Raw genomic sequence first — 24,360 nt, forward strand, 5'->3', positions numbered from 1 at the left:
TTTGAACATGACGTTAAGAGACATTTCAATGACAATACAACCAAAAAAGCCAAGAACGAAACCTGCAGAAGAAAGGCTTGACGACCTGATGAATGCAGCAGAAAAACTCTTTCTTTCTAAAGGGTTTGTAAGTACTACTGTCAGTGAAATTGTTTTATCTGCTGACGTCGCAAAAGGAACCTTTTATCATTATTTCCAGTCTAAAAATGATATTATGGAAGCCCTGCGTACCCGTTATATGGACTGGTATTTAGGCCATATTCAAACAGCTTTAGATAACCAAACAAGTGCTTGTGATAAATTGAAATCGTGGTGTGAAAATAGCGTCAAATACTATGTCGAAAAACAACATATTCACGACATGCTATTTCACGATGAGTACCACGGACGTGGCAATGACCATGAAACCAGAGCTGTCGAGCAAATCAAATCTATCTTAGCATTTGGCGAAAAAAACCAAGAATGGCCAGCTTTACCTCCAGAGCTGATAGCAACGATGATCTACCATTCAATGCATGCCGCAGTTGATAATTTATCGAATAGCACGGAGTATAATCAATACAACTTAGGCGAAATTCTCTATCAGCGCTTTAGCCAGTTGCTAAAATAAGTTTGCCATCCATGCAGCGATAGCCACTGATCTCGCTGCATTTCTAATATTATTTCCTCCTTCTGACTCTATCTGTTTTTATTATTATATATCAAAGTGTTATAACTCTATCTTTTTTATAAGTTCAATATTCCCTTTTATTTAAATGCAAATGATTATTAATCATATTGACCGACGGTCAGTTTACGATCTATGCTAGCGCAATTAAAATTTCACATTGACTCTATTGGCTTGGATGGTATGAACAACTTTGTCCCCAAAAACAGTACACTATCAACAATTAGCATGCTCGTCTGTACGCTACTTTACTCAAACAGCCTGAATGCAGCCGCTAAAACGGATGTGTTGGTCGTCACTTCCCACGAAAACAATGATGAGGAACCCAGAGGATATGCTAACAAAACGCAATCCACGGCGACTAAAGGTTCTGCATCCTTATTGGAAACACCGCAATTTGTTTCTGTTATCAAACGTGAACAAATGGACACATTACCTTCAGAATCTATCAGCCAAGCCCTACGTTATAGCGCAGGGGTGACTAGTGAGAAATTTGGGGCTTTTGGTAATGGTATCGATTTTTCAAAAATTCGCGGGTTCGATGCTGACTATTATTTAGATGGGTTACGTGTTATTGGTAACAGCGGAATTTGGGGACCACAAATCGATTCATGGACGCTAAATAGTATTGAAGCTGTCCATGGTCCTTCATCTGCACTGTATGGCCAAGGAGGAGCCGGTGGCGTCATCAATATGCAATCACGTCGTCCCAGCGCCAATGAATCCCATCAAATTCAGTTCCAAAAAGGCAATTTTGATAACAATGCTGTGAAGTTTGATACAACTGGTGCATTAAATGACAGCGAAACATTACTTTATAGAATGAATGGGCTCGCTTTATCAACTGATTCGCAAATCAATTCTTCTAAGCAATCGCGTTATTTGCTCGCGCCATCCCTCACGTGGCAGCCCAATGAAAAACTCAGTTGGACAGTCTTAAGCCAATACCAACGTGATCCCCACATTGGCCATTACAACACACTACCCGCTCAAGCGATTGGTTTATTGCCAAACCCAAATGGAAAGCTGGACTTTACGCAAAACTACAGCGATCCTAGTCATGAAAAATCTGAACGTACTCAATGGTCTGTCACTTCGCTGGTCGACTATCAAATCACTCCGTCCATCACTTTTAAACAGAATATGCGCTATTCCGATGTCGATACGCACATTAAACGCGACTTCACACGGGGCTTTTTAGCGGGTGATCGGCGACTCACGGCGGTTTATCAAAACTCGCCAAGCCGTTCAAAAACATTCGTTGCTGACAACCAACTCATTTATCAGCTCAATACTGGCCCCATTCGCCATCAACTGCTCTCGGGTTTTGATTACCAAACTGGCAAGCTTGATAAAGACTGGTGGGGGTCACAAACGGTGAGTTTTGATCCGTGGATAAAACCTCATCACCCTGAATTCAAGCCTTATCCGGTATCTCACACATCAACGACTCAACGCTTTGATCGTTATGGTATTTATCTACAAGATCAACTCAGTTGGCAACAATGGGATCTGATCCTTAGCGGTCGCTATGATTGGTCGTATCTTGATACCGAGAATAATCTGGCAAACACCACGCAAAAAAATGATACCTCCGCATGGAGCCAACGCGTTGGACTTACATATGCTTTCGAAAGTGGTTTTTCGCCGTGGATTAGCGTATCTGACAGCTTTGACCCTGTTTTAGGTACTGACGCAGAGGGGAAATCCTTCATTCCAACTGAATCAAAACAGACAGAACTAGGGATAAAATACCAAAACCAATCTGGTGATTTAATGGCAAGTCTTGCCACCTATGAGCTTGAACAAAAAAATGTCACCACCCATAACCCTCTGAATCCAGACTACTATAACCAAACGGGTAAAATTCGCTCCCGAGGTATGGATTTTGAAAGTCGGTTTGCTATCACGCCTTCGTTAAATATGATGCTTAATTACGCCTATACCGATAACAAAATCACAAAAAGCCAAGATCTCTCAGTCTTAAACAAACACCCAGTTCAAGTCCCTAAACACAGTGGCTCTGCATGGGTAGACTACCGCTTTCACTCCCCTTATATAGAAGGTGCGTTAGTCGGAGTGGGAGTACGTTATTTAGGCGAAACATGGGGTGACAATACCAATACTTTTAAAGTCCCTGCGGTGTGGCTAGGGGATGTTAGCGCTAGGTACCAAATGGACGCGCTTGTTCCTGAATTAACAGGAATGGAACTCGGGGTTACCGTGAGTAACATCACCAATAAATCCTATGTCGCTAGCTGCACTAGCTCTACCTATTGCAGCATAGGCACCAATAGAACGTTATTTGCCACACTCAATTACTATTTTTAACAGGCTGGTTAAACATTTATGACCGTCTCCAAAAGGGAATTCATCAAAGCGGGGTTAGCAACCATGGCACTTACCCTAGTACCATCCCCCTCCTCGGCAGAAAAAAAACATCGCATCACCGATATTCTCGGACGCACTGTCTATTTTTCAAAAATGCCTGAACGAATTTATTTAGCCGATCCTTCGCTGATTTTTCTTTACGCTGCGCTGAATAAGAACAACTTTGTTGAAAAATTAATAGCCGTTCCAAGTAACTTCCGTTCGGCTGACTTGCGTAGTTATCACCAATATTGCAAGGCTTTCCCTGCTCTCCAAACGCTCCCCCACCTCCCGCCTATTGGAGGGGCTCAAGCCAATTTAGAAATAATTTTAACGCTAAAACCAGAGATAATTTTTACAACAACAGGGACATTTTCAGGGTTACAAGCAAACGGATTACTGGCGCTATTACAACGCGCGAATATACCCGTGATAACCCTTGATATGAGCATTGATCCTATTGGCAACACACCCAAAAGTATTGCGATTATGGCGGACATTTTTCAACAACAGGACACGGCTAAACAAATCAATCAATTCATTAAAACACACCTGCAAATGATCGAAAGCCGTTTACAAGCCGCCAAACCTACAATGCCCAAAGTCCTGCTGGAACGAGCCGCAGGTTTTACTGAAGAATGCTGTTTAGCTTATGGAAATGGAAATTTTGCCCAATTTCTTACGTTCGCAGGTGGGGAAAATGTTGCCAAACAATATATTCACGGGACTTATGGCGTTCTCAATCAGGAAACCATTATCCACACTGAAGCACAGACGGTAATTGTGACGGGAACAGATTGGAGCGGCTATAACCCCAAAGGCAATTGGGTTGGTTTAGGGCCTGGTGCTGATTTAGTTGTTGCAAAACAAAAATTAAAACAACTAATGACACGCAATGCGTTTAAAACATTAAGTGCGGTGAAACAACAACAGGTTCATGCCATTTGGCACACTTTTTATGACAGCCCTTTTGGCTTTATCGCGGTCTTAAAGTTCGCCAATTGGCTTCACCCAGCGCTATTTGCAGACATTGATGCCGATAAGGTTTTTAAATCTTTTACCGAACAATTCTTGCCCGTCAAATGGGAAGAAGGCTATTGGGTTTCACTTTAATGAAAAAGGCTAATATAACCATGATTTATTCCCCTGACCCATTACGTCAACAAGTTGAAAGACAAAGCAATGGCCAACGCACCATTATTTATAGCCCCAAGGGCCAACCTAATTATGTTTTTATCGTTCCTCGTTTTAACTTAGAAGATGTCGATAAACACCTAGGAAATGGCCCTCACCCTGCGTTTATTATCAATAACCATCTTATCGACGGCTTTTTCTATTCTTGCTACGCCGCCAGCTTACGTGATGGCGAATTAGTAAGCCAGCCAGATAAAATACCTGCATGCAATCTTGATTTATTACAGTTTCAAGTCTTGGCCAAGCAAAGCGGCAAAGGATGTCATATCAGTACTAACGCAGAATGGTGCGCCATTTCAGCATTAACTAATCAACAAAATGCCATTGTTCAAGGTAACACAGATTATGGTCGTAACTATTATTCCCATAATGAATCCACCCCACGAATAGACGGTCTTGCCACGGGAGATTTACAAGGAACGCCAACAACCCGAACCAATGTACAGTGGGAAAACTGGCACCACAATAACCAACTAACAGGGATCAGCGATTTAGTCGGTAACCTTTGGGAATGGCAAACTGGCGTACGGTTACACGCAGGAGAAATCCAAGTGATCCCAAATAATGATGCCGCCATTAACTTAGAGCACTCATTCGCAAATTGGCACGCTATCGACATGGCTACAGGTGAGTATATTCCGATAAACCGTTCCACAAGTGCCAAATATGACTCTCCCATTGCTAAAACTGATGGTAATGCAGGAACCCCAATCATTTCACAGAATATCTTAAATTTTAATGGCGCACCAAATGATTCCAGCTACCCTGCGGGTTTACTCGACAGCCCTTTTCGTTTGCTTAATAGCGCAAGCCAAGAACAAATCCCAACCTTACTGAAGGTATTGGGCCTCGCGCCTTATAAAGCGAAGCAAACAGATGACCAAATTTACCTACGCAACTACGGTGAACGCGCTCTAATGCGCGGCGGTGCATGGTATTCACAAGCCTGCGCAGGTATCGATGCCCTGTGCCTTAGTCACACCGAACACCATAAAAGTACGACGGTAGGAGCAAGGACAGCTTGGGTTTTTTAGCTACCTTCTTGCCATTAAAGGCAATACAAATTCCCTCATTCAAATAACAGAATGAGGGAACTCATGAAAAGCAGGCTAAGTATGAGCAGGTTTAGACAATGAATAAAAAATAAAATAAGATAGCCCACAAACAACTATAAATGCACCAACGTAAGCTAGATGGTAATGACTGAGGTAACTGACAACTAATGGCGTTATCCCCCCTAGTGAAGCCGAAGCACCATTATAACCAATACCTAAGATTGCAGCCTGCCCATTTGACTTACTCATGAGAACCGCTGACAAATTACACAGTATCATGGCTGAATAACCCGACATCAGCAATTGAGCAACCAACACTAACAATAAATTGTTTATTTGTAATATGAAATAAAGTGGTACAGAGCAGAGAACCATTAGTATCGTTCCAATATTAAAAATACGCGTAGTTGAACTATATTTATCAGTTAACCAACCACATATCAGCATGAAAATTAAAAGTAGACTTGACGATAAGATTGCATAAAAACTTTTTATTTCCTCAATCTTTAACTGCTCAATAATCAATGAAGTAGATAAATTCTGTGAATAAAATGTGACTGTTCCTGGGATAGTAACTACAAATACCCATAAAATACTCCGCCAGCTTATTGATTTTTTAACGGTATGATTACCTTGATGATTTGGTAGTTTAATCCTAAACCAAAAACTGATTAATATATTCCCAACACCAATAAGTAAAGGAATACGCCAACCTATTGATTGCATCATTTCTTCACTCATGATGTTTTTTAGTAAAAGGACAATCCCAAGAGAAATAACAACACCAAATAAAGAGCTACCAACGATAATAGAGGATAATTTAGCCCCATCTTTAATATGAGAATCATTAAATAAATATGTAATTAATGATGGAAATTCTCCTGCAAAGCTAAATGATAATGCAAGTTGTAAAAGCAATATAACGATAGGTGTATAATTACCCAATAGTTCAATAGGAAGCAAGGCCATCATTAATGTTGCTGTTCCAGTGATAAGGCTAGTGAGTACTAAAGCTGATTTTTTTCCAACAATATCTGCGTATCGCCCTATAACATATCCACCAATAGGGCGTATTGCAAAGCGTAATGCAAATATCCCCCATACCATTTCAGTCGCTTGGGAATAACCTAGTTTAGCTAATTCCGCACTTAAGTAAGTAGATATTGCTGCAAAAATTGCAATATCATAATACTCAAGTGCATTACCTGCTACAGCACCAAACCTGAATTTCCATTTCATTTATTATCCTTACAATTCCTTTTTTTATTATTAATCTCATTAGCTGTTGTATTAATTTAAAATTAAGGATAACTCACTAAAGTTTCTAAACAAGCTAGTGTAATTCCGTTATCCTTTAATACTGAAAACAAACCGCTAGATGATACATAAGGGCAATCGAGTTTTTCTTTGATACGTTGAATACGCTTATGTTCACAAGCTTCTGAACACCCTTGAATATAGCTAATCTCCTTTACTCTGCAGTGAGATAACAATAACCTAATGGTAATAACCTCTTTTTTAGTAAAACGAATGTTTCCAAACCTCATATACTGATGAATATCTAAAAGCTCTGACTCTTGCTCTTCACTGTTTAATTTTCTATCGGGTAGTAAAATACTTTCCCTTAATGGAAGTTTTTCATCATTTTTTTTCCATATTCCATGAGCATAATCAGATATTGTTGGTCGGCATTTATATATAGCCATCATTTCTTTTATCGATAGTTTTCTTTTTGAATTTATTGATGTTATCTCATAGACATCACCATACTTTGCACAAAAATCTACTTTCTGCTCGTGCTTTGAGGTTTTCAATAAAGTATCCATGTGGACTTTAGAATAATTATTCCAGTACTGTATCCCTGATGATAATCTTTCACTAATTATTTTATCTAAATCAGCATCCCAGTAAACTAAAACCCATTCATAGTTGTTTGAGATAACACTGACATCTTTATTTCCTACATCAACTCTAGTGAAAGAGAGATCTATATCATTCCAATCAAAATAGTTTGAAAACATATTATTTAGGCCGGCACAAGAGTTTTCCAAAACTTTATTTTTAACATCCATAAACTTCCTCCAAATAAAAATTCTTGAGAGTGGATTCTTATTATTAGCACAACAATTTAAACATTAGAACAAATAAAAAAGAAAAATAAAAAAATTAACTTTAATTATTTAAATTAAAATCATAAAGAAAGAAATTAAATTCATTAGCACATTGAGATATCAATTAATAGCCTTATTTTATGAATATTTAAAATAACAATAGCGGCACTTATATTATCAAAACCAAATCACTCCTATTTAATCATCGTTCGGAGATAAACATGAAACAAGACTGGCATCCAGCGGATATTATTGCAGCGATAAAGAAAAAAGGTTCTTCTCTTTCAGCAATATCACGGCAAGCAGGATTAAACTCTTCAACATTAAATAATACCCTTTCAAGGCGTTGGCCTAAAGGAGAACGGATTATTGCTGAATTTTTGGATATACCAGCATCTGAAATTTGGCCATCACGTTATCATAATAAATAACCAGAAAGAGCTGTTTTTTCTATGCCCAACCCACTGATGAATATAAACAAAATAAAGCGGGTGATTATTACTTTCACCCGCTTATTTATCATGTAGCAATTTTGAGTTTAAGGTTAACTCGATACTTTTAAGCCAATTAACCCCGTAATAATCAAAGCTAGGCTTAGCAAACGGAAAATATTCGCCGATTCACCGAGAAAAATAATCCCCACAATCGCTGTACCGACTGCGCCTATCCCTGTCCAAATGGCATAAGCCGTGCCAACAGGCAAATCACGCATGGCATAAGCCAATAGGCCCATACTCGCAATAATGGCAATAATAGTAATGATACTTGGGGTTAAGCGTGTGAAACCATGAGTGTATTTCAAACCCACTGCCCATACGACTTCTAATAAACCTGCAAATAAAAGGACGATCCAAGCCATGGCTGGTAGCTCCCGTTAGTTACTCGGGGTCGTCCCCATATTAAATAACGTTTATTCAGGTCGTCCTGAATACGTGTGATGTGTAACCACATTATAAACACTCGCGAACACAGACTCAAGCAACGAAAAATAACAAATAACTGTAAATTGATGACAAAATTTAACCTGAATATTCTGTTTTTAGCCAATAAGTATCATTGATATCGCGCTATTGTGTTAGCAAAGGTAAAGTAGAAAGACTTACCTCGCATGACCTTGAGAAAATAGCATGAATTTCAAAGATATATTACTTGCCCTTTGTGTGGTCATTATTTGGGGCATTAACTTCGTCATTATCAAGTTAGGTGTTACCGCGCTTCCACCATTATTACTTGGGGCATTGCGCTTTGTCTTTGTTGCCTTTCCTGCTATTTTCTTTTTTAAGCGCCCCAAAATACCGCTTAAGTTATTACTTCTGTATGGATTAACCATCAGCTTTGGTCAATTTGCTTTTTTATTTTGTGCGATACGCGTTGGTATGCCTGCGGGGATCGCATCTGTTATCTTGCAATCTCAGGCCTTTTTCACCTTATTACTTGGCGCAATGATTTTAAAAGAATCATTACAACCCACACATTTTATTGGCATGTTTATCGCGATTGCAGGGTTAACGATATTAGCAAATGGAGCCACTAGCGGCGGATTAGATGATATCCCGTTACTTGGCTTAGCCTTCACATTAATCGCTGGATTATCTTGGGCTTGTGGAAATATCACCAATCGAATAATCATGCAAAACCAAGGAGCTGAAAAGTGTAGTGCCCTATCTTTAGTCAGTTGGAGTGCCCTGATCCCCATCATCCCTTTTTTGATCAGTTCTTGGTTCCTAGAAGGTGAAGATGCCATCGTCTCTGGCCTTGCAGGTTTTGATTGGTCGGTTTTAGGTATGATTTTATATTTAGCCTATTTATCCACATTTGTAGGCTATGGGCTATGGGGGATATTGCTGGGTCGCTACGAAGCATGGCGAGTTGCACCGTTCTCATTACTGGTTCCTGTTTTTGGTTTAAGCAGCAGTGCTTTATTCCTTGGAGAACATATCAACGGTATACAAGTTGCTGGCCTCATTTTGATTATGTTTGGCTTAATTACCACACTTTTTGGCAAAAAAATCATTCAACGCTTACGGTATGCTTGAGATAACACACTTAATTACTTTTTATTTAACTTAATATAAATTATATAGTTATAATTTTTTCTTAAATAAACAATAAAAAGCAACCAATTGAGTGGATGGGATAACTATGGGTAAACAATTAATTTAGATTGTGCTCTCATGGGGTTATATTGATTTGTACCATGAGCGCATGTCGGGGAAGAATCTTTAGTTAAGATGCTTGTTATGGTGCTAAAGGTAAGTTTAAGTGCCGCGAGCCCTTCCCAAAATAGACAAAAAAAGCCGTGGACTTAAACCACGGCTTTTTATTTTTAACAATTGAGTATAGGATCAACCATTATTTAACACGTGATACATACTCACCAGAACGAGTATCAACACGGATAACTTCACCGATCTGAACGAACAGAGGAACCTTAACCACTGCACCAGTGCTCAGTGTTGCAGGTTTTCCACCTGTACCTGCGGTATCACCTTTCAGGCCTGGATCAGTATCGGTAATTTCTAACTCAACAAAGTTAGGTGGAGTTACCGCGATAGGACGACCGTCCCACAGTGTTAAAATACATTCTGCTTGGTCAACTAACCATTTAGCGTTATCGCCAACGGTTTTTTCGTCTGCTGCTAATTGTTCGAAAGTTTCGTTGTTCATGAAATGCCAGAACTCACCGTCGTTGTACAGGTAAGTTAAGTTCATATCCATGACATCTGCACCTTCAACAGAGTCAGTAGACTTAAATGTTTTTTCCAACAGTTTGTTAGAAATCAGTTTACGGATACGCACTCGTGCGAATGCTTGACCTTTACCCGGTTTGACGAATTCACTTTCTAAAACAACACAAGGCTCGCCATCTAACATGATTTTAAGACCTGAGCGGAATTCATTGGTACTATAAGTAGCCATGGTGATCCTCTAATTTATAAACTAAAAATGGCATAGCCAAAAAATGGTCGATATTGTAACTCAAAATACCTCATCCAGAGAAGTCTGGATACAACAACTTGCTGAAGCAATCACTAATCCAGATGAATTGCTGCATATACTTAATTTGGAAAATCATCATTTTTCACAAGAAGACAGCGAAGCGCGTAAATTATTTCCTTTACGCGTACCCATGCCGTTTATCTCTAGAATGAAAAAAGGTGATCCAAGTGATCCTCTGTTATTGCAAGTATTAACGGCAAAAGCAGAGTTTGACTTACATCCCGGTTTTTCTACGGACCCACTAAAAGAGCAGGATAATGAGATCCCTAGTTTACTGCATAAATACCACAACCGCGCATTACTACTGGTAAAAGGTGGCTGTGCAGTGAACTGTCGCTACTGTTTTCGCCGGCATTTTCCTTACGAAGACAACAAAGGAAATAAAAATAACTGGTTGATGGCTGTGGATTATATAAAAAACCACACCGAACTCAATGAAATCATCTTCTCAGGTGGTGATCCATTAATGGCAAAAGACCATGAACTCGATTGGTTGATAGGCCAATTAGAGGCGATCCCACATCTAAAACGCCTTAGAATTCATACTCGTTTACCTGTAGTAATACCAGAACGTATTACTGACACACTGTGCAAAAGGCTTGCTAACTCTCGATTACAAGTAATTATGGTTACACATATTAACCATGCAAATGAAATCGACGAAGCATTTAGCTATTCAATGCAAAAGCTAAAACTTTCTGGTGTAACGTTGCTAAATCAAAGCGTACTACTGCGCCACATAAACGATAATGTCACTGCGCTGATGAACCTAAGCAATGCGCTATTTGATGCAGGGATTTTACCTTATTACCTACATGTCTTAGACAAAGTTCAAGGTGCAGCTCATTTTTTAGTCAGCGATATGGAAGCAAGACAATTAATTCAACAATTGCTAAGTAAAGTATCTGGGTATCTTGTACCGAAACTAGCGCGAGAAATAGGAGGAGAACCAAGTAAAACGCTACTTGACCTCAATTTAAAGCAAAGCTAGAAACAAAACGCCCAAATAATCATTTGGGCGCTACGTATTCATTTTAGGGGCATTTATAAACTTGGCCAACCATTTTGCTATCTAGGGGAATAAAGCTAGATAAAACGGTTTCACTCGGGCTTGTCGCACCAAAAATCACATTACCGCCCATTGCTGCCGCTTTATTACGTAAATCATTTGCAGCGCTACGCATTGAGCTAGATTCATTATTTACGCCGCTCAACCAGTTGCTTTGTGTCCCTACAACCTGACCGAGAAGCTGGCAATCACTTCCGGGTTGATTCTCAACAAAACGAACTTGTGAGCCTGCCGCAGTCAAATTAGTTGTTGTCGAACAACCCGCTAAAAGCAATAATGCAGCAGCACCAAGCAAGACTTTAATTCGCATGTTTTCCCTCATTTTTCATTGTGTTTTTTGCAGCCGGTTTGAAAATCTGGTTAGCCCCAATACCGTTATATCATGAAATATCTAGGAGGTGATTAACATACTGCATCACAATTACCATGCAAATGCCACGGATCACCAGCCGAATAGAGTTTATCATAAAACAATCGATACAACTGCCCTGTTGTTTACTTATTCAAACCATTTTACCTTACGCTAAATATAACCTGTTGAGTGACCTTTAGGCAAAAATAAATGGTATATCTCACTAATCACCAATTGATGTTATGAATAATAGCTCTTTTAACCAATCAATAAAGAATTAAAAAAAACCAGCACCGCTAGGAGTACTAACAGTGCTGGTCTTATATTGGCGGGTAGTCGCTAATTAGCCACTACCGATGTGTGATGTTTGCCTAGTGGCTTACATCATACCGCCCATTCCACCCATGCCGCCCATTCCAGCGCCACCTAAATCAGGTGCATCTGATTTTGGTAGATCAGTGATCATCGCTTCAGTGGTAATCATCAGGCCTGCAATAGATGCTGCGAATTGCAGAGCAGAACGAGTCACTTTAGTTGGGTCTAAAATACCCATGTCGATCATATCGCCATAAGTATCTGTTGCTGCGTTGTAACCTTCGTTACCTTTCGCTGCTTTAACGTTATTAACAACCACAGACGCTTCTTCACCTGCGTTAGTAACGATTTGGCGCATTGGCGCTTCCATCGCACGCAGAGCAACACGGATACCCACGTTTTGTTCTTCGTTTTCACCAGTCATAGCTTCCAGTTTCGCCGCAACGCGAACCAGTGCAGTACCACCACCAGCAACAACGCCCTCTTCAACCGCTGCACGAGTTGCATGCAAAGCATCGTCAACACGAGCACGTTTTTCTTTCATTTCAACTTCAGTTGCTGCACCAACTTTAATGACAGCCACACCGCCCGCTAATTTAGCAACGCGCTCTTGCAGTTTTTCACGATCGTAATCTGAGGTTGATTCTTCGATTTGTTGACGAATTTGTGCAACACGGCCAGCAATCGCAGCTTCTTCACCTACACCATCAATGATAGTGGTTGTGTCTTTGTTGATAACGATGCGTTTCGCTTGACCTAAGTCTTCTAATGTCGCTTTTTCCAGCTCCATACCAATCTCTTCAGAGATAACAGTACCGTTAGTCAGAATAGCGATATCTTGCAACATGGCTTTACGACGGTCGCCGAAACCAGGTGCTTTAACTGCTGCAACTTTAACAATACCACGCATAGTGTTAACAACCAGAGTAGCCAACGCTTCGCCTTCGACATCTTCCGCGATGATTAACAGTGGTTTGCTTGCTTTCGCAACGCCTTCTAATACTGGCAGTAATTCACGGATGTTAGAAACTTTTTTGTCAACTAACAGAATGAATGGGTTTTCTAATTCAACTGCACCAGTTTCTGGTTTGTTGATGAAATAAGGGGAAAGGTAACCGCGATCAAACTGCATACCTTCAACCACATCCAGCTCATCTTCCAGACCAGTACCTTCTTCTACTGTGATAACGCCTTCTTTACCGACTTTATCCATCGCTTCTGCGATTAAACGACCAACGGTTTCGTCGGAGTTTGCAGAAATAGTACCCACCTGAGCAATCGCTTTTGTGTCTGAACATGGTACTGACAGTGCTTTCAGTTCTTCAACTGCGGCAACAACGGCTTTATCAATACCACGTTTCAGATCCATTGGATTCATACCCGCAGCAACCGCTTTTAAGCCTTCAGTGATGATAGCTTGCGCTAAAACTGTTGCGGTTGTTGTACCATCACCCGCAGCATCGTTAGCTTTAGAAGCAACTTCTTTAACCATCTGAGCACCCATGTTTTCGAATTTATCCTCTAATTCGATTTCACGTGCTACAGAAACACCATCTTTGGTGATAACAGGTGAGCCAAAAGATTTGTCTAAAACTACGTTGCGGCCTTTAGGACCTAACGTCACTTTTACTGCGTCTGCTAGAACATTCACACCACGAAGCATTTTCGTACGTGCATCACTACCAAATTTAACGTCTTTAGCTGCCATTATCTCTTTCCTTCAAATTCTTTTCGTTCGTTGAGAAGTTTTAAGTGAAAATTACGCTTCAACAATTGCCAGAATGTCACTTTCAGACATGATCAGGACTTCTTCATTGTCGATTTTTTCAGCTTTCACGCCATAACCGTCGTTAAAAATTACGATATCACCAACTTTCACATCCAGAGCTTTGATTTCACCATTTTCGAGGATGCGACCGTTGCCTACCGCAAGAACTTCACCACGAGTTGATTTGCCTGCAGCAGTCCCGGTAAGAACGATTCCGCCTGCCGATTTTGATTCAACTTCTTTACGTTTAACGATAACACGATCATGCAATGGACGAATTTTCATTAATAGTTCTCCTATAAATAAAGTCCATACTAGGTAAAAGGACGATACCAGCATGTCTTAAATAAACTAGTACCATGTTTGAGCAGATTGGGGCGGGAGAGAGGGACTTCAAGGGGGGATAGAAAAAATTTTTCTTTTTTATATCCCCATAAATAGGGTGGGTTTACGACTTAGGACTGTCGTCTTTAGCTGATGAGTCAGATTTATCGTTATTATCAATCTTAAAAGAAGGATCATCCTGCTTACGCTGAAATTCACCTTCAAAAGTATCACCGTGCTGATATCCTCCATTAGCACCTTGGCTAAAGCCACTACCGGATTGGTAGAAACGAATATGAGGGATTAACCGCATAACAATCAGCTTCTGAATTGGCGGAAGTAGTAACAACAAACCAATAAAGTCAGTAAAGAATCCTGGAACAATTAATAAAAAACCCGCTAAAACTAACGCAACGCTTTTGATCATCTCCGTTGCGGGGCTTTCACCCGAAGCTAGTTTTTGCTGAATTTGTAGGACATTCTTCATCCCCTGATTTTTGACGAGTGATACCCCTAAGCAAGAGGTTAAAACCACCAAAACCAACGTCATTAAAACGCCAACCTCAGAGGCTACTCGAACAAAAATGACGGATTCAATGTAAACAAGGACACATATCAGAATAAGTGGTAACCAGCGCACAAGTTCTCCTTTATTTCAATAATCTACCGTTTATTTTACGCCCCTTGGAAAACCTTTGTGAACTGCATCTAAGAGACAACTATCAACATTCGCTTTTTTCTTTAGTATAGCCATAATAATTGGGGTAGATATAACGCTTTTCAACTCACAGATTTTTTTGATTAACAGCTCTTATCTGTGATGGTTGTCACACAATGTGAAATCTGTTGCATAAATCAAACTATATAGTGATCTAGGTACAAGGCAATATATGATTAAAAGCATATGATTCACTCATAAATTAGTAGATCATAATACTGATAAAGAAGTAAGCAGTGTTGATTGCTTGTAAATTTCAATTTTACAATATTAATCACTTGTGAATTTTGTTTTACGATATATAGATTTTTTAAAAGCGCATAACCGGACAGTAACTGTAATCTAATTAAGAAGGTTCTCATGTCAAACAATACTCGTATCGAAGAAGACCTGTTAGGTAAAAAAGAAGTTCCAGCCGATGCCTATTATGGTGTTCATACTCTGCGTGCGATTGAAAACTTTTATATCAGCGACCGCACCATTAATGATGTCCCAGAATTTATTCGTGGCATGGTTATGGTTAAAAAAGCGGCTGCTTTAGCCAATAAAGAACAACACACTATTCCACGTAATATCGCCGAAACGATCATCAAAGCTTGTGATGTTGTCTTAAATGAAGGCAAATGCATGGACCAGTTCCCTATTGACGTATTCCAAGGTGGTGCGGGCACATCACTAAACATGAATACCAACGAGGTTCTTGCAAACATTGGCCTAGAACTTATGGGCCATAAAAAAGGCGAGTATGAGTTCTTAAACCCTAACGACCACCTTAATAAAAGCCAATCAACTAACGATGCCTACCCTACAGGGTTTCGTATCGCAGTATATAACTCTATACTGAAATTAATTGATTCTGTTGACTACCTGAAAAAAGGCTTTGAAGCTAAAGCTGAAGAATACAAAGACATTCTGAAAATGGGCCGTACCCAATTACAGGATGCAGTTCCAATGACCGTCGGCCAAGAATTCCATGCTTTCGCTACTCTTTTAAAAGAAGAAGAGAAAAACTTAAAACGCAGTATCGAATTACTACTCGAAGTTAACTTAGGTGCAACTGCTATCGGTACAGGTTTGAATACCGCACCAGGTTATGCTGAGTTAGCGGTCAAAAAATTAGCAGAAGTGACGGGTTTACCTTGCGTCCCAGCAGAAGACTTAATCGAAGCAACATCTGACTGCGGTGCTTATATCACGGTTCATGCGGGCTTAAAACGTCTGGCAATGAAACTGTCTAAGATTTGTAACGATTTACGTCTGTTATCTTCTGGTCCTCGCGCAGGTCTTAAAGAAATCAACTTACCTGAGTTACAAGCAGGCTCTTCTATCATGCCAGCAAAAGTTAACCCAGTGATCCCTGAAGTCGTTAACCAATCATGCTTTAAAGTTATCGGTAACGATATCTGTGTAACAATGGCAGCAGAAGCCGGCCAATTACAGTTAAACGTAATGGAGCCTGCCATCGGCCAAGCCATGTTCGAGTCTATCTCTCTGATGAGCAACGCGTGCCGTAACTTGCAAGAAAAATGCATTAGCGGCATTACAGTGAACAAAGAAATCTGTGAAGCATTCGTGTTTAACTCAATCGGTATCGTCACTTATCTAAACCCATTCATTGGTCACCATAATGGTGACATCGTGGGTAAAATTTGTGCTGAAACCGGTAAGAGCGTACGTGAAGTTGTCCTTGAACGCGGTTTACTGACTGAAGCTGAATTGGATGATATTTTCTCTGTTGAAAACTTAAAACATCCAGCGTATAAAGCAAAACGTTTTGATGATTAAAAATTTATGTTTATCATAAATAATACTTAAAAATAAAGGCACGCCTCTCAACAGAAAGCGTGCCTTTTTTGATTCTTACACACACAAAAAATTAACATAACAGTTTCAAAATTTTAATTTTGTCGAGGAGTAAACACTATGCTAGCCGTAGAATTTATCATTGTTCTGCTGGCCATATTTTTGGGGGCCCGTTTAGGTGGGATAGGCATCGGCTTTGCCGGTGGCCTTGGTGTACTGGTACTCGCAGCAATTGGCGTAAAACCAGGTAGCATTCCATTTGACGTTATCTCCATCATCATGGCTGTTATTGCCGCTATCTCTGCAATGCAAATTGCAGGAGGCTTGGATTATTTAGTTGCTCAAACAGAAAAGTTACTACGCCGCAATCCGAAATACATCACGATCCTAGCCCCGATTGTCACTTACTTTCTAACCCTCTTTGCAGGTACAGGTAATATTTCTTTAGCAACACTGCCTGTTATTGCTGAAGTGGCTAAAGAGCAAGGTGTTAAACCATGTCGCCCACTCTCCACCGCCGTTGTTGCTGCACAGATTGGTATCACTGCATCGCCAATTTCTGCTGCGGTTGTCTACATGGCATCGGTCATGGATAATGCTCAAATGGTAGGCGCTGAAAATACAGTTAGCTATATCACTTTGTTGAGTATTTTATTACCAGCAACTTTTCTCGCTATCATTTTGATGTCTTTCATTGTTTCTTGGACATTCAACTCTAAGCTGTCTGATGACCCTGTCTACCAAAAACGTTTAGCTGAAGGCTTAATTGAACTACGCGGCAGCCAAGCAAAAGAAATCAAAGCAGGCGCTAAATCATCTGTTCTACTCTTCTTACTCGGCGTTGTTGGTGTTGTTTGTTATGCCATTCTGAACAGTAAAAGTGTTGCTATTATTAGTGACCCTCTAGGAAACACGACTAATGCTATTTTAGTTATCATGTTGACTGTTGCGACGTTAATTACTGTACTATGCCGTGTAAGCACCGATGCTATCTTGAATTCAAGTACTTTTAAAGCAGGTATGAGCGCATGTATTTGTATCTTAGGTGTGGCGTGGTTAGGTGATACTTTCGTACAACACAACATTGATTGGATCAAGGCAACTGCGGGAGATGTCATACATGAACATTCATGGATGCTAGCGGTGATTTTCTTCTTCTGCTCTGCGCTATTATATTCACAAGCAGCAACAGCAAAAGCATTGATGCCAATGGCACTGGCTTTAGGTGTTAGCCCACTGACAGCTATTGCATCGTTCTCTGCCGTTTCTGGCTTATTTATTCTACCAACTTACCCAACACTGGTCGCGGCAGTACAAATGGATGACACAGGTACGACACGCATTGGTAAGTTTGTCTTTAACCACCCATTCTTTATTCCTGGAACCATCGGAGTTGCTCTAGCCGTTACCTTTGGTTTCTTGTTTGGTGGTATGATCCTATAAAATTATAAATCATACTCAACAATCTAAAAACCCGTTGCCGTTTTATCAAGCACGGGTTTTTATTTTAATATTCAATAAGATGTGGACTTTCGGTATCTAGATAAGGTCACGAATGAAATGATTATTAGTCATGGGATAAAACGATCATAAAAATATTTAAAATATATTAATAATCTAATATAGAAAATGACAAAAAAATTTATCTATATTTAGTTTATATTAACAATAAAGTAAACAGCTATAATTCAGAATTGAACATTGCTATGATGGAAGAAATCAGAAATTATTGTGATGGAGTTAATAATGCCTATCCAACGTGAAACTATTTTAAGTCATGCATTGAGCCAGCTAGAAATTCAAGGATTATCAGCTTCCACCGAAAACTTACTGAATGAAATTGAATCTGATTTCAACACCATCCGTCAGTTTTGGCCTGATGATGAAGCATTGGTATATGATTGCCTACGCTACCATGGACAGCAAATTGAAGTTTGGCAGCGTCAAACATTGCTCGATGAATCATTAAGCCCACAACAAAAGCTCATGGCCCGTTATAAACAATTATCCGAGAAAGTTAGTGAAGGACGTTTCCCTGGCTGCTTATTTATCTCTGCTTGTAATTACTATCCTGATGCAGAGCACCCTATTCACCAATTAAGCCGCTTACAAAAAGAAAATTCATTTAGATTCACTAAGAATTTATTGGATGAATTAGATATTGAAGACTCAGAGTTGGTTGCTAATCAAATGGAGCTAGTACTTGAAGGCTGTCTAAACCGTTTATTAGTGCAACGAGATGTTCAAGATGTTGAAACTGCACAGCACCTTTCTGAAGATATTTTGGCCATTGCGTTATGCCGTAAAAAAGGGGCATTAAGCTAAAAATACCTATCCGCATGTTAAATGCGCACTTTTTGCTGAAAAAGAAAACACTCAGTAAAAAAAATACATTTTTTCTGAAAAACTCATTGACGTAAACTGCCTAATACGGTTTAATGCGCCCCGTTGCCCGGATAGCTCAGTCGGTAGAGCAGGGGATTGAAAATCCCCGTGTCCTTGGTTCGATTCCGAGTCCGGGCACCACGCATTTATAACCCTCGCTTCGGCGGGGGTTTTTTCTTTCTATATCATTAACTTATTGGTTTATCAGTGAATTTCATCTTTCACCCATCACCGAATCTGCTTCACGGTGGTACAGAATGGTGGTACATTCATGAGCACGATGATACAGCCAACTAAGAACAAATACGGGGTTTATACCCTCAGAATGGCAGTCCCTGCCGACCTTAAAAACACCCTCGGAAAAGGTGAGCTTAAGCGTTCATTGCGAACCAAAGACCTTGCAGAAGCAAAACGTAAAGCTCCAGCCGTCATTGACTTAATGCAAGCAGAGATTGATGCGGCAAGAAGCACTCTGCACGCTGAGCTAGCTATCACCAAAGATGATATTGAACGAATAGCTTATCGTTGGTTAACGTTCATACTTCCACAACCTGAACTTATTAAAGAACGCTATTTAGTCGATTCCCTATATGGTTTAGACCTTTCGCCTGAAAGTAGGATAATTCGTTGTTACCTCGAAAAAAATGACGATTACCCTAACTACTCTGCTATGCCAGCCGATGATTTTTTTAATTCTCCAGCTATCAACGTCCCTGATGATTATCAGCAACGTGATATCGAGCTGCTCCAATTGCTCAGGCATGAATTAAAAGAGTCACTTGAACTAATGCCTGTTGAACTTACGCCAACATGGAAAGTAACGTTAGCATGGCGTTTAGCTGACTATAGAATGCAAGCTGCTGAAATGCACATACTTAACATTCTGCCTAAATATGCTGCCACCGCTCAAGAAAAAGCCACTAAGCCCACAATCAGCTTTAGCCTAATGTTTGAACGCTATAAAGAGCATGTCCGCTATGCAGAGCCTCGTGAAGCAGAAAAACGAATTAAAGCCTACGAGACAGCCGTCAATCGCTTTGTGGAATTTATTGGTAGTAAACCAATAGAAGCGATTACAAAGCAAGATATGGCTGATTTTAGGCAACTCCTTGAGCGGTTGCCATGCCGCCCTTCTAAAGCCGTTAAGAAGCTACCGTTAAAAGAGCAAGCAGAACTCAACGTCGAAAAAATCAACCCTCAAACGGTCAGAAACCAACTCATGGCCTTGTCGTCTATCTTTCGCTTAGCCACTGAGGATGAGCTTATTTCAGAAAACCCTGTTAGCTTAATGCCTAAACGTAAACGGCAACGCCAAACTGCTAAAGAACGTGATTTCACTCGTGATGAAATCGCCCTTATCTTTAATACTCCACTCTTCCACGGTGAAGAAACGCCTCATGGTGCAATGGCCTACTGGGTGCCAATCATTCTGTATTATACAGGTGCCAGAGTGGAAGAAATTACTCAGCTCTATACTGAAAATATCATCAAGGATAGCGGCATTTATTGCATTCAAATCGAATCGACTGACGAACAATCAACAAAAACAGGGTTATCTCGTGTTGTGCCGCTTCACAGCCACATCATTGAGTTAGGCTTCCTTGAGTACGTCAAAAGCCGTGAGCACTATCTATTTACTGAACGAAAAACGCCCTCGGGCAAGTCGTCTTATAATTTCCTTCGCTGGTGGGGCAAGTACATTCGAAGCCACGGTATCACCCGTAAAGAGATCAAACCGACTCATGGCTTTAGGCATACGTTTATCACACATTGCCGAAGCACCAAAGCCAGAAAAGATATCCAAAATGACATTACAGGTCATGCTCAAGAAGATGTCAGCGGTGGGTACGGCTCATACCCTATTGAAGCCAAGAAAGAGCTGATTCAAACGATACCTCGGTTAGAACTCCCCGTACTGGATATCTGGAAGCGATCATAACCCCTTCGAATCTACGGCGTGGTCATCCATGCCGATTTCATTGACAAAACCATCTATTAACCAAGCTGTATTTAGCTTACAAATATTTACAATACGAGTTTTTACAGCACCCATCTAACAAATTCAAAGTTGAGGCATTTAGGCATAAAAATATTGCTTTACAACAAGATAGCAAGAAAGTAATCTACTTCCATAGCTCAGCAAGCTTATCTGATGATGGAGTTCGACTCCATCCGGAAGGTGTTCCACGGCCTTCCATTGTGTGCCACCGCAAAAGATGTGGCTTGAGATTAACATTATGCTTAAGCATGATTTTAAACTTCTAAATAGCAGCACCTCAATAAGCAATACTTTCACACAAATAACAGGTATCAATACCATTTCTTGTGGTTCAAACATTCTAGAGCCAGAAGATAAGACCTGCCCATGTTGCAATCATAAAGATTGTTTTCGCTTGTATACTGATAGCAACCAATACCATTGCTATTCTTGCGAAGAGCACGGAGGTGTACTTGACTTAGTATTGAAACTCAAAGGGCTAACGGATGTCGTTGAAGCTGCTCGCTATCTCACTAGCACGAGTGAAATTCCATCAATTGCACCTGTAGAAATCAGAGTCGAAGAAGATAGCCGAGATCATAACTTGATTTCAAGCGTGTTCACGGATATTGCCCTGTACTATGCCCAAAATCTGACTGACGAAGCATTAGACTATCAAGTTGAGCAACGTGGACACTCACCGCGATTGCTTGAGCAACACCGTATCGGTTTTGCAGATGGGCAATGTTACGCCACGCTCTCCGGTGAATATGATGATGAAACCCTCTTAGCTACCGGCATGTTTCGTGAAGTTAATGGTCGCATTATCGATATCGTACCTGCTGGGGTATATGTCTACCCGCACTTTCACAATGGAAGGATCGTTCGCTTTACCTTTAAAGACCCGAAAAAGGCCTTCAAGTTTCAGCAACCGAAAAAATACTGGTTGCCAGAAGCGCATTGGTACGGACAGCAAACACTGGAAAAGCCCGGAACGATTGCCCTTGTCGAAGGTGAAAATGATGCCTTGACGCTAATTGAAGCAGGATATACTGCCCCTGTACTTGCATCGATTGGCTCACTTAGCCAGTCGCAAGTTGATTATATCAATTCTTTGGGGCGTCCTATCAATACTTACTTTGATAATGATGATGCTGGTGACCGATACCGTTCTAAATTCCCATCTGCAACGCATTACATTGTGCCACAACGTGGCAGTGATATTGATGAGTTTATTCGTCAAGGTGGCGATTGGCAAGCACTCGAAGCTGAGCAAACATTTATACCGCTGACAGAAACACCCGTCACCAACCTACCGAACTCCTGCGGTGCTGAGGGCTTCAATGACGTGGGTAATGCTAACCGTCTTGCCCGTCGGTTTGGTCATGATTTATGCTATGTTCGTGAAACTGACAGCTTCATCCATTTTGTTGATCATCAATGGAAGCCGGCTGGTGTTCAGGTCATGGAGTATGCCAAGCAAGTTGCCGCTGACATGCTAGCAGAAGGTCATAACGTGCTTGCAGACGACGACAACAAAGGTACTCAACTGATAAAAGCAGCCGGACAACTTCATAACCTACCGAAGTTAAAGGCGATGATTGAATTGGTGAAGCCTAAATTGGAAGTGCGTACAATTGACCTTGACGCTGATCCTATGTTACTCGGGGTCGCCAACGGCGTTATAGACTTAAACACGGGTGAATACCGTGAGAACCGCCGACTAGACCTTATCACACGTTATACGCCAGTTGATTTCAATCCAAATGCAAAATGCCCAACATGGGAGCGATTCATTAATGATATCACCGTCGGCGATACTGAACTCGCTAGCTTCTTGCAACGGCTGGTGGGTTACTTCTTAACAGGCCGAACAGATGAACAGCTCTTGTTTTTCTTCTACGGTCACGGCAGCAATGGCAAATCGACGTTCATTCAGGTTATTCAGTCACTGATGGGCAGCTATGCGACACAGATAAACAGTGACGTCCTCATGATGAATAAAAACAGCGGAGGTCCTAATGCCTCATTAGCCAAGTTGCCGGGGAAACGGTTAGTCGTTGCCAATGAATTGCCTGAAAATGGTCGCCTTGATGACACGCTCATTAAAAGCATGACAGGCGGCGATATTATAGTCGCTAGACAGGTCTACGGCAAACACGAGCTGGAGTTTTATTCACAATTCAGCCTAGTGATTATCGGTAACCACAAGCCTGCCATTTACGATATGTCTCACGGCATGTGGCGGCGGATGTGCTTAATTCCTTTTGCGGCAAACTTCACGGCAGCTCAGATTGACCCAGAATTACCTGTAAAATTAGGAAAAGAGCTGCAAGGGATCTTGAATTGGGCACTGGAAGGCGTACAAGCATGGCATGCAGAAGGCCTTAAACGCTCACTCCCTGCTGCGGTTATTGCGGCTAACGATGAGTACCGCCAAGAAAGCGACCTCATTGGTGAATTTCTTGAAGGTTGTCTGCAAGAACCGGATGCTTACACCGCAGCCAGCGAACTTTATCAAGCGTTTTTAAGTTTTGCCAGTGAAGGTAACGAGTGGCGAATGACGCAACGGATTTTCACGAAGAAAATGGTCGAACGTGGCTTCGAGAAAGTCAGACGGAATAACAAGGCGGGATTTAGAGGCATTGCCTTACTTGACCCTGACTTGGCTCCGCTTAGTACTCATAAAGTGATTAATCCGATCTTCGTGGTCTAATCTTGAGTGCCGATTAAACGGCATATTAGTAAACTTTTTCTGTGAATTCTCTCTATGGAAAGTTTATGAAAATGCTGAAAAATCGGCACTCCATTCTTTCACTTATTATGAGTGAAGAGTAGTCAAGCATCCAATGGGAGAAAACCGTGAACAGAAATACCATAATCATATTTGAAACATCAAACAAAACTAACCTGCTTGAGCCCGCTTTTGATATCGACTTGCATACGATGGGAACTCTTCCAGAAGAAGTTCAAGAAGAAATCCTTAAACACATCGATAAGTCGCACTCTGAATGCCGCTTATCTGAAAATGATGCGCTCTGGAAGGCTAAATGCCTGAAAGAAATCATCAAGCCGCTTGGCTATGTCAACATGCAGTTTCGCAATAAGCAGTCAAGATACATGCCATTAAAACGTGCTTACCCAAGCGTCACATGGTTATAACATAAGCAGGGGCAAACCCTGCTTTTCATCCCCACAGGAACTAGCAAGCAAAACCACCAGCCTTCCAAACACTCAATAAATTCCGATGT

21 protein-coding genes and 1 tRNA gene are annotated in these 24,360 nt (G+C 40.8%); 14 read left to right on the forward strand and 8 right to left on the reverse strand.

The window, feature by feature from the left end:
* Positions 1-28: 28 nt before the first annotated feature.
* From ACLPIE_RS01075 to ACLPIE_RS01090, 4 genes are all read left to right on the forward strand, one after another.
* Positions 29-610: a TetR/AcrR family transcriptional regulator gene (locus ACLPIE_RS01075; protein WP_430258863.1), complete on the forward strand. Its 582-nt coding sequence runs from the start codon at positions 29-31 to the stop codon at positions 608-610.
* Positions 611-802: 192 nt separating this feature from the next.
* Positions 803-2,998 (forward strand): TonB-dependent siderophore receptor, encoded by a 2,196-nt coding sequence (locus ACLPIE_RS01080; protein WP_430258865.1) that lies wholly within the window; start codon positions 803-805, stop codon positions 2,996-2,998.
* Between the two features lie 18 nt (positions 2,999-3,016).
* Positions 3,017-4,150 (forward strand): ABC transporter substrate-binding protein, encoded by a 1,134-nt coding sequence (locus tag ACLPIE_RS01085; RefSeq protein WP_430258867.1) that lies wholly within the window; start codon positions 3,017-3,019, stop codon positions 4,148-4,150.
* A complete protein-coding gene (locus ACLPIE_RS01090) occupies positions 4,150-5,265 on the forward strand; it encodes a hypothetical protein (protein WP_430258869.1) in 1,116 nt (371 codons plus the stop codon). The genes ACLPIE_RS01085 and ACLPIE_RS01090 overlap by 1 nt, the downstream gene beginning before the upstream one ends.
* A 75-nt stretch (positions 5,266-5,340) precedes the next feature.
* On the opposite strand, the gene ACLPIE_RS01095 is transcribed toward ACLPIE_RS01090, so the two are convergent.
* The gene (locus ACLPIE_RS01095; RefSeq protein ID WP_430258871.1) at positions 5,341-6,525 is read right to left on the reverse strand and encodes an MFS transporter; all 1,185 of its coding nucleotides are present in this window, start codon (positions 6,523-6,525) and stop codon (positions 5,341-5,343) included.
* Between the two features lie 62 nt (positions 6,526-6,587).
* The gene (locus ACLPIE_RS01100; protein WP_430258873.1) at positions 6,588-7,358 is read right to left on the reverse strand and encodes a hypothetical protein; all 771 of its coding nucleotides are present in this window, start codon (positions 7,356-7,358) and stop codon (positions 6,588-6,590) included.
* 260 nt (positions 7,359-7,618) lie between these two features.
* Between ACLPIE_RS01100 and ACLPIE_RS01105 the strand changes: the two genes are divergently transcribed.
* Positions 7,619-7,828, forward strand: a complete 210-nt coding sequence (locus ACLPIE_RS01105; RefSeq protein ID WP_430258875.1) for a helix-turn-helix domain-containing protein — start codon at positions 7,619-7,621, stop codon at positions 7,826-7,828.
* Between the two features lie 113 nt (positions 7,829-7,941).
* Here the strand turns inward: ACLPIE_RS01105 and sugE are convergent, their stop codons facing one another.
* Complete coding sequence (sugE, locus tag ACLPIE_RS01110) at positions 7,942-8,256, reverse strand: quaternary ammonium compound efflux SMR transporter SugE (protein ID WP_353242591.1); 315 nt, start codon at positions 8,254-8,256, stop codon at positions 7,942-7,944.
* Between the two features lie 268 nt (positions 8,257-8,524).
* Between sugE and ACLPIE_RS01115 the strand changes: the two genes are divergently transcribed.
* The gene (locus tag ACLPIE_RS01115) at positions 8,525-9,433 is read left to right on the forward strand and encodes an EamA family transporter (RefSeq protein ID WP_430258877.1); all 909 of its coding nucleotides are present in this window, start codon (positions 8,525-8,527) and stop codon (positions 9,431-9,433) included.
* A 316-nt stretch (positions 9,434-9,749) separates the two neighbouring features.
* Here the strand turns inward: ACLPIE_RS01115 and efp are convergent, their stop codons facing one another.
* Positions 9,750-10,316: an elongation factor P gene (gene efp, locus ACLPIE_RS01120; RefSeq protein WP_004258667.1), complete on the reverse strand. Its 567-nt coding sequence runs from the start codon at positions 10,314-10,316 to the stop codon at positions 9,750-9,752.
* 43 nt (positions 10,317-10,359) lie between these two features.
* Between efp and epmB the strand changes: the two genes are divergently transcribed.
* Positions 10,360-11,388 (forward strand): EF-P beta-lysylation protein EpmB, encoded by a 1,029-nt coding sequence (gene epmB, locus ACLPIE_RS01125; RefSeq protein ID WP_430258879.1) that lies wholly within the window; start codon positions 10,360-10,362, stop codon positions 11,386-11,388.
* A 43-nt stretch (positions 11,389-11,431) separates the two neighbouring features.
* Here epmB and ACLPIE_RS01130 read toward each other — a convergent pair whose 3' ends face one another.
* From ACLPIE_RS01130 to ACLPIE_RS01145, 4 genes are all read right to left on the reverse strand, one after another.
* Positions 11,432-11,776: a DUF4156 domain-containing protein gene (locus tag ACLPIE_RS01130; protein ID WP_430258881.1), complete on the reverse strand. Its 345-nt coding sequence runs from the start codon at positions 11,774-11,776 to the stop codon at positions 11,432-11,434.
* A gap of 421 nt (positions 11,777-12,197) precedes the next feature.
* Positions 12,198-13,841: a chaperonin GroEL gene (gene groL / locus ACLPIE_RS01135; protein ID WP_430258883.1), complete on the reverse strand. Its 1,644-nt coding sequence runs from the start codon at positions 13,839-13,841 to the stop codon at positions 12,198-12,200.
* Between the two features lie 51 nt (positions 13,842-13,892).
* The gene (locus ACLPIE_RS01140) at positions 13,893-14,186 is read right to left on the reverse strand and encodes a co-chaperone GroES (protein WP_008914587.1); all 294 of its coding nucleotides are present in this window, start codon (positions 14,184-14,186) and stop codon (positions 13,893-13,895) included.
* Positions 14,187-14,349: 163 nt separating this feature from the next.
* Positions 14,350-14,865, reverse strand: coding sequence for an FxsA family protein (locus ACLPIE_RS01145; RefSeq protein ID WP_430258885.1), 516 nt, complete (start codon positions 14,863-14,865; stop codon positions 14,350-14,352).
* Positions 14,866-15,303: 438 nt separating this feature from the next.
* On the opposite strand from ACLPIE_RS01145, the gene aspA reads away from it, so the two are divergent.
* The 7 genes from aspA (at position 15,304) to ACLPIE_RS01180 (ending at position 24,271) form a co-directional block, all read left to right on the forward strand.
* The gene (gene aspA / locus ACLPIE_RS01150; RefSeq protein ID WP_430258887.1) at positions 15,304-16,728 is read left to right on the forward strand and encodes an aspartate ammonia-lyase; all 1,425 of its coding nucleotides are present in this window, start codon (positions 15,304-15,306) and stop codon (positions 16,726-16,728) included.
* Between the two features lie 138 nt (positions 16,729-16,866).
* A complete protein-coding gene (locus tag ACLPIE_RS01155; protein ID WP_430258889.1) occupies positions 16,867-18,189 on the forward strand; it encodes an anaerobic C4-dicarboxylate transporter in 1,323 nt (440 codons plus the stop codon).
* A 309-nt stretch (positions 18,190-18,498) separates the two neighbouring features.
* Positions 18,499-19,071, forward strand: a complete 573-nt coding sequence (gene dicD, locus ACLPIE_RS01160) for a division control transcriptional repressor DicD (protein ID WP_430258945.1) — start codon at positions 18,499-18,501, stop codon at positions 19,069-19,071.
* 125 nt (positions 19,072-19,196) lie between these two features.
* Positions 19,197-19,272: transfer RNA gene (locus ACLPIE_RS01165), tRNA-Phe, on the forward strand.
* Between the two features lie 130 nt (positions 19,273-19,402).
* Positions 19,403-21,070 carry a DUF6538 domain-containing protein gene (locus ACLPIE_RS01170; RefSeq protein ID WP_430258891.1) on the forward strand — a complete coding sequence of 556 codons (1,668 nt, stop codon included), beginning with the start codon at positions 19,403-19,405 and terminating at the stop codon, positions 21,068-21,070.
* A 298-nt stretch (positions 21,071-21,368) separates the two neighbouring features.
* Positions 21,369-23,825, forward strand: coding sequence for a phage/plasmid primase, P4 family (locus ACLPIE_RS01175; RefSeq protein ID WP_430258893.1), 2,457 nt, complete (start codon positions 21,369-21,371; stop codon positions 23,823-23,825).
* Between the two features lie 146 nt (positions 23,826-23,971).
* A complete protein-coding gene (locus tag ACLPIE_RS01180) occupies positions 23,972-24,271 on the forward strand; it encodes a hypothetical protein (RefSeq protein ID WP_430258895.1) in 300 nt (99 codons plus the stop codon).
* Positions 24,272-24,360 lie beyond the last annotated feature (89 nt).

The sequence above is a fragment of the Providencia sp. Me31A genome, from assembly GCF_050487165.1.
Classification (GTDB): Bacteria; Pseudomonadota; Gammaproteobacteria; order Enterobacterales; family Enterobacteriaceae; genus Providencia.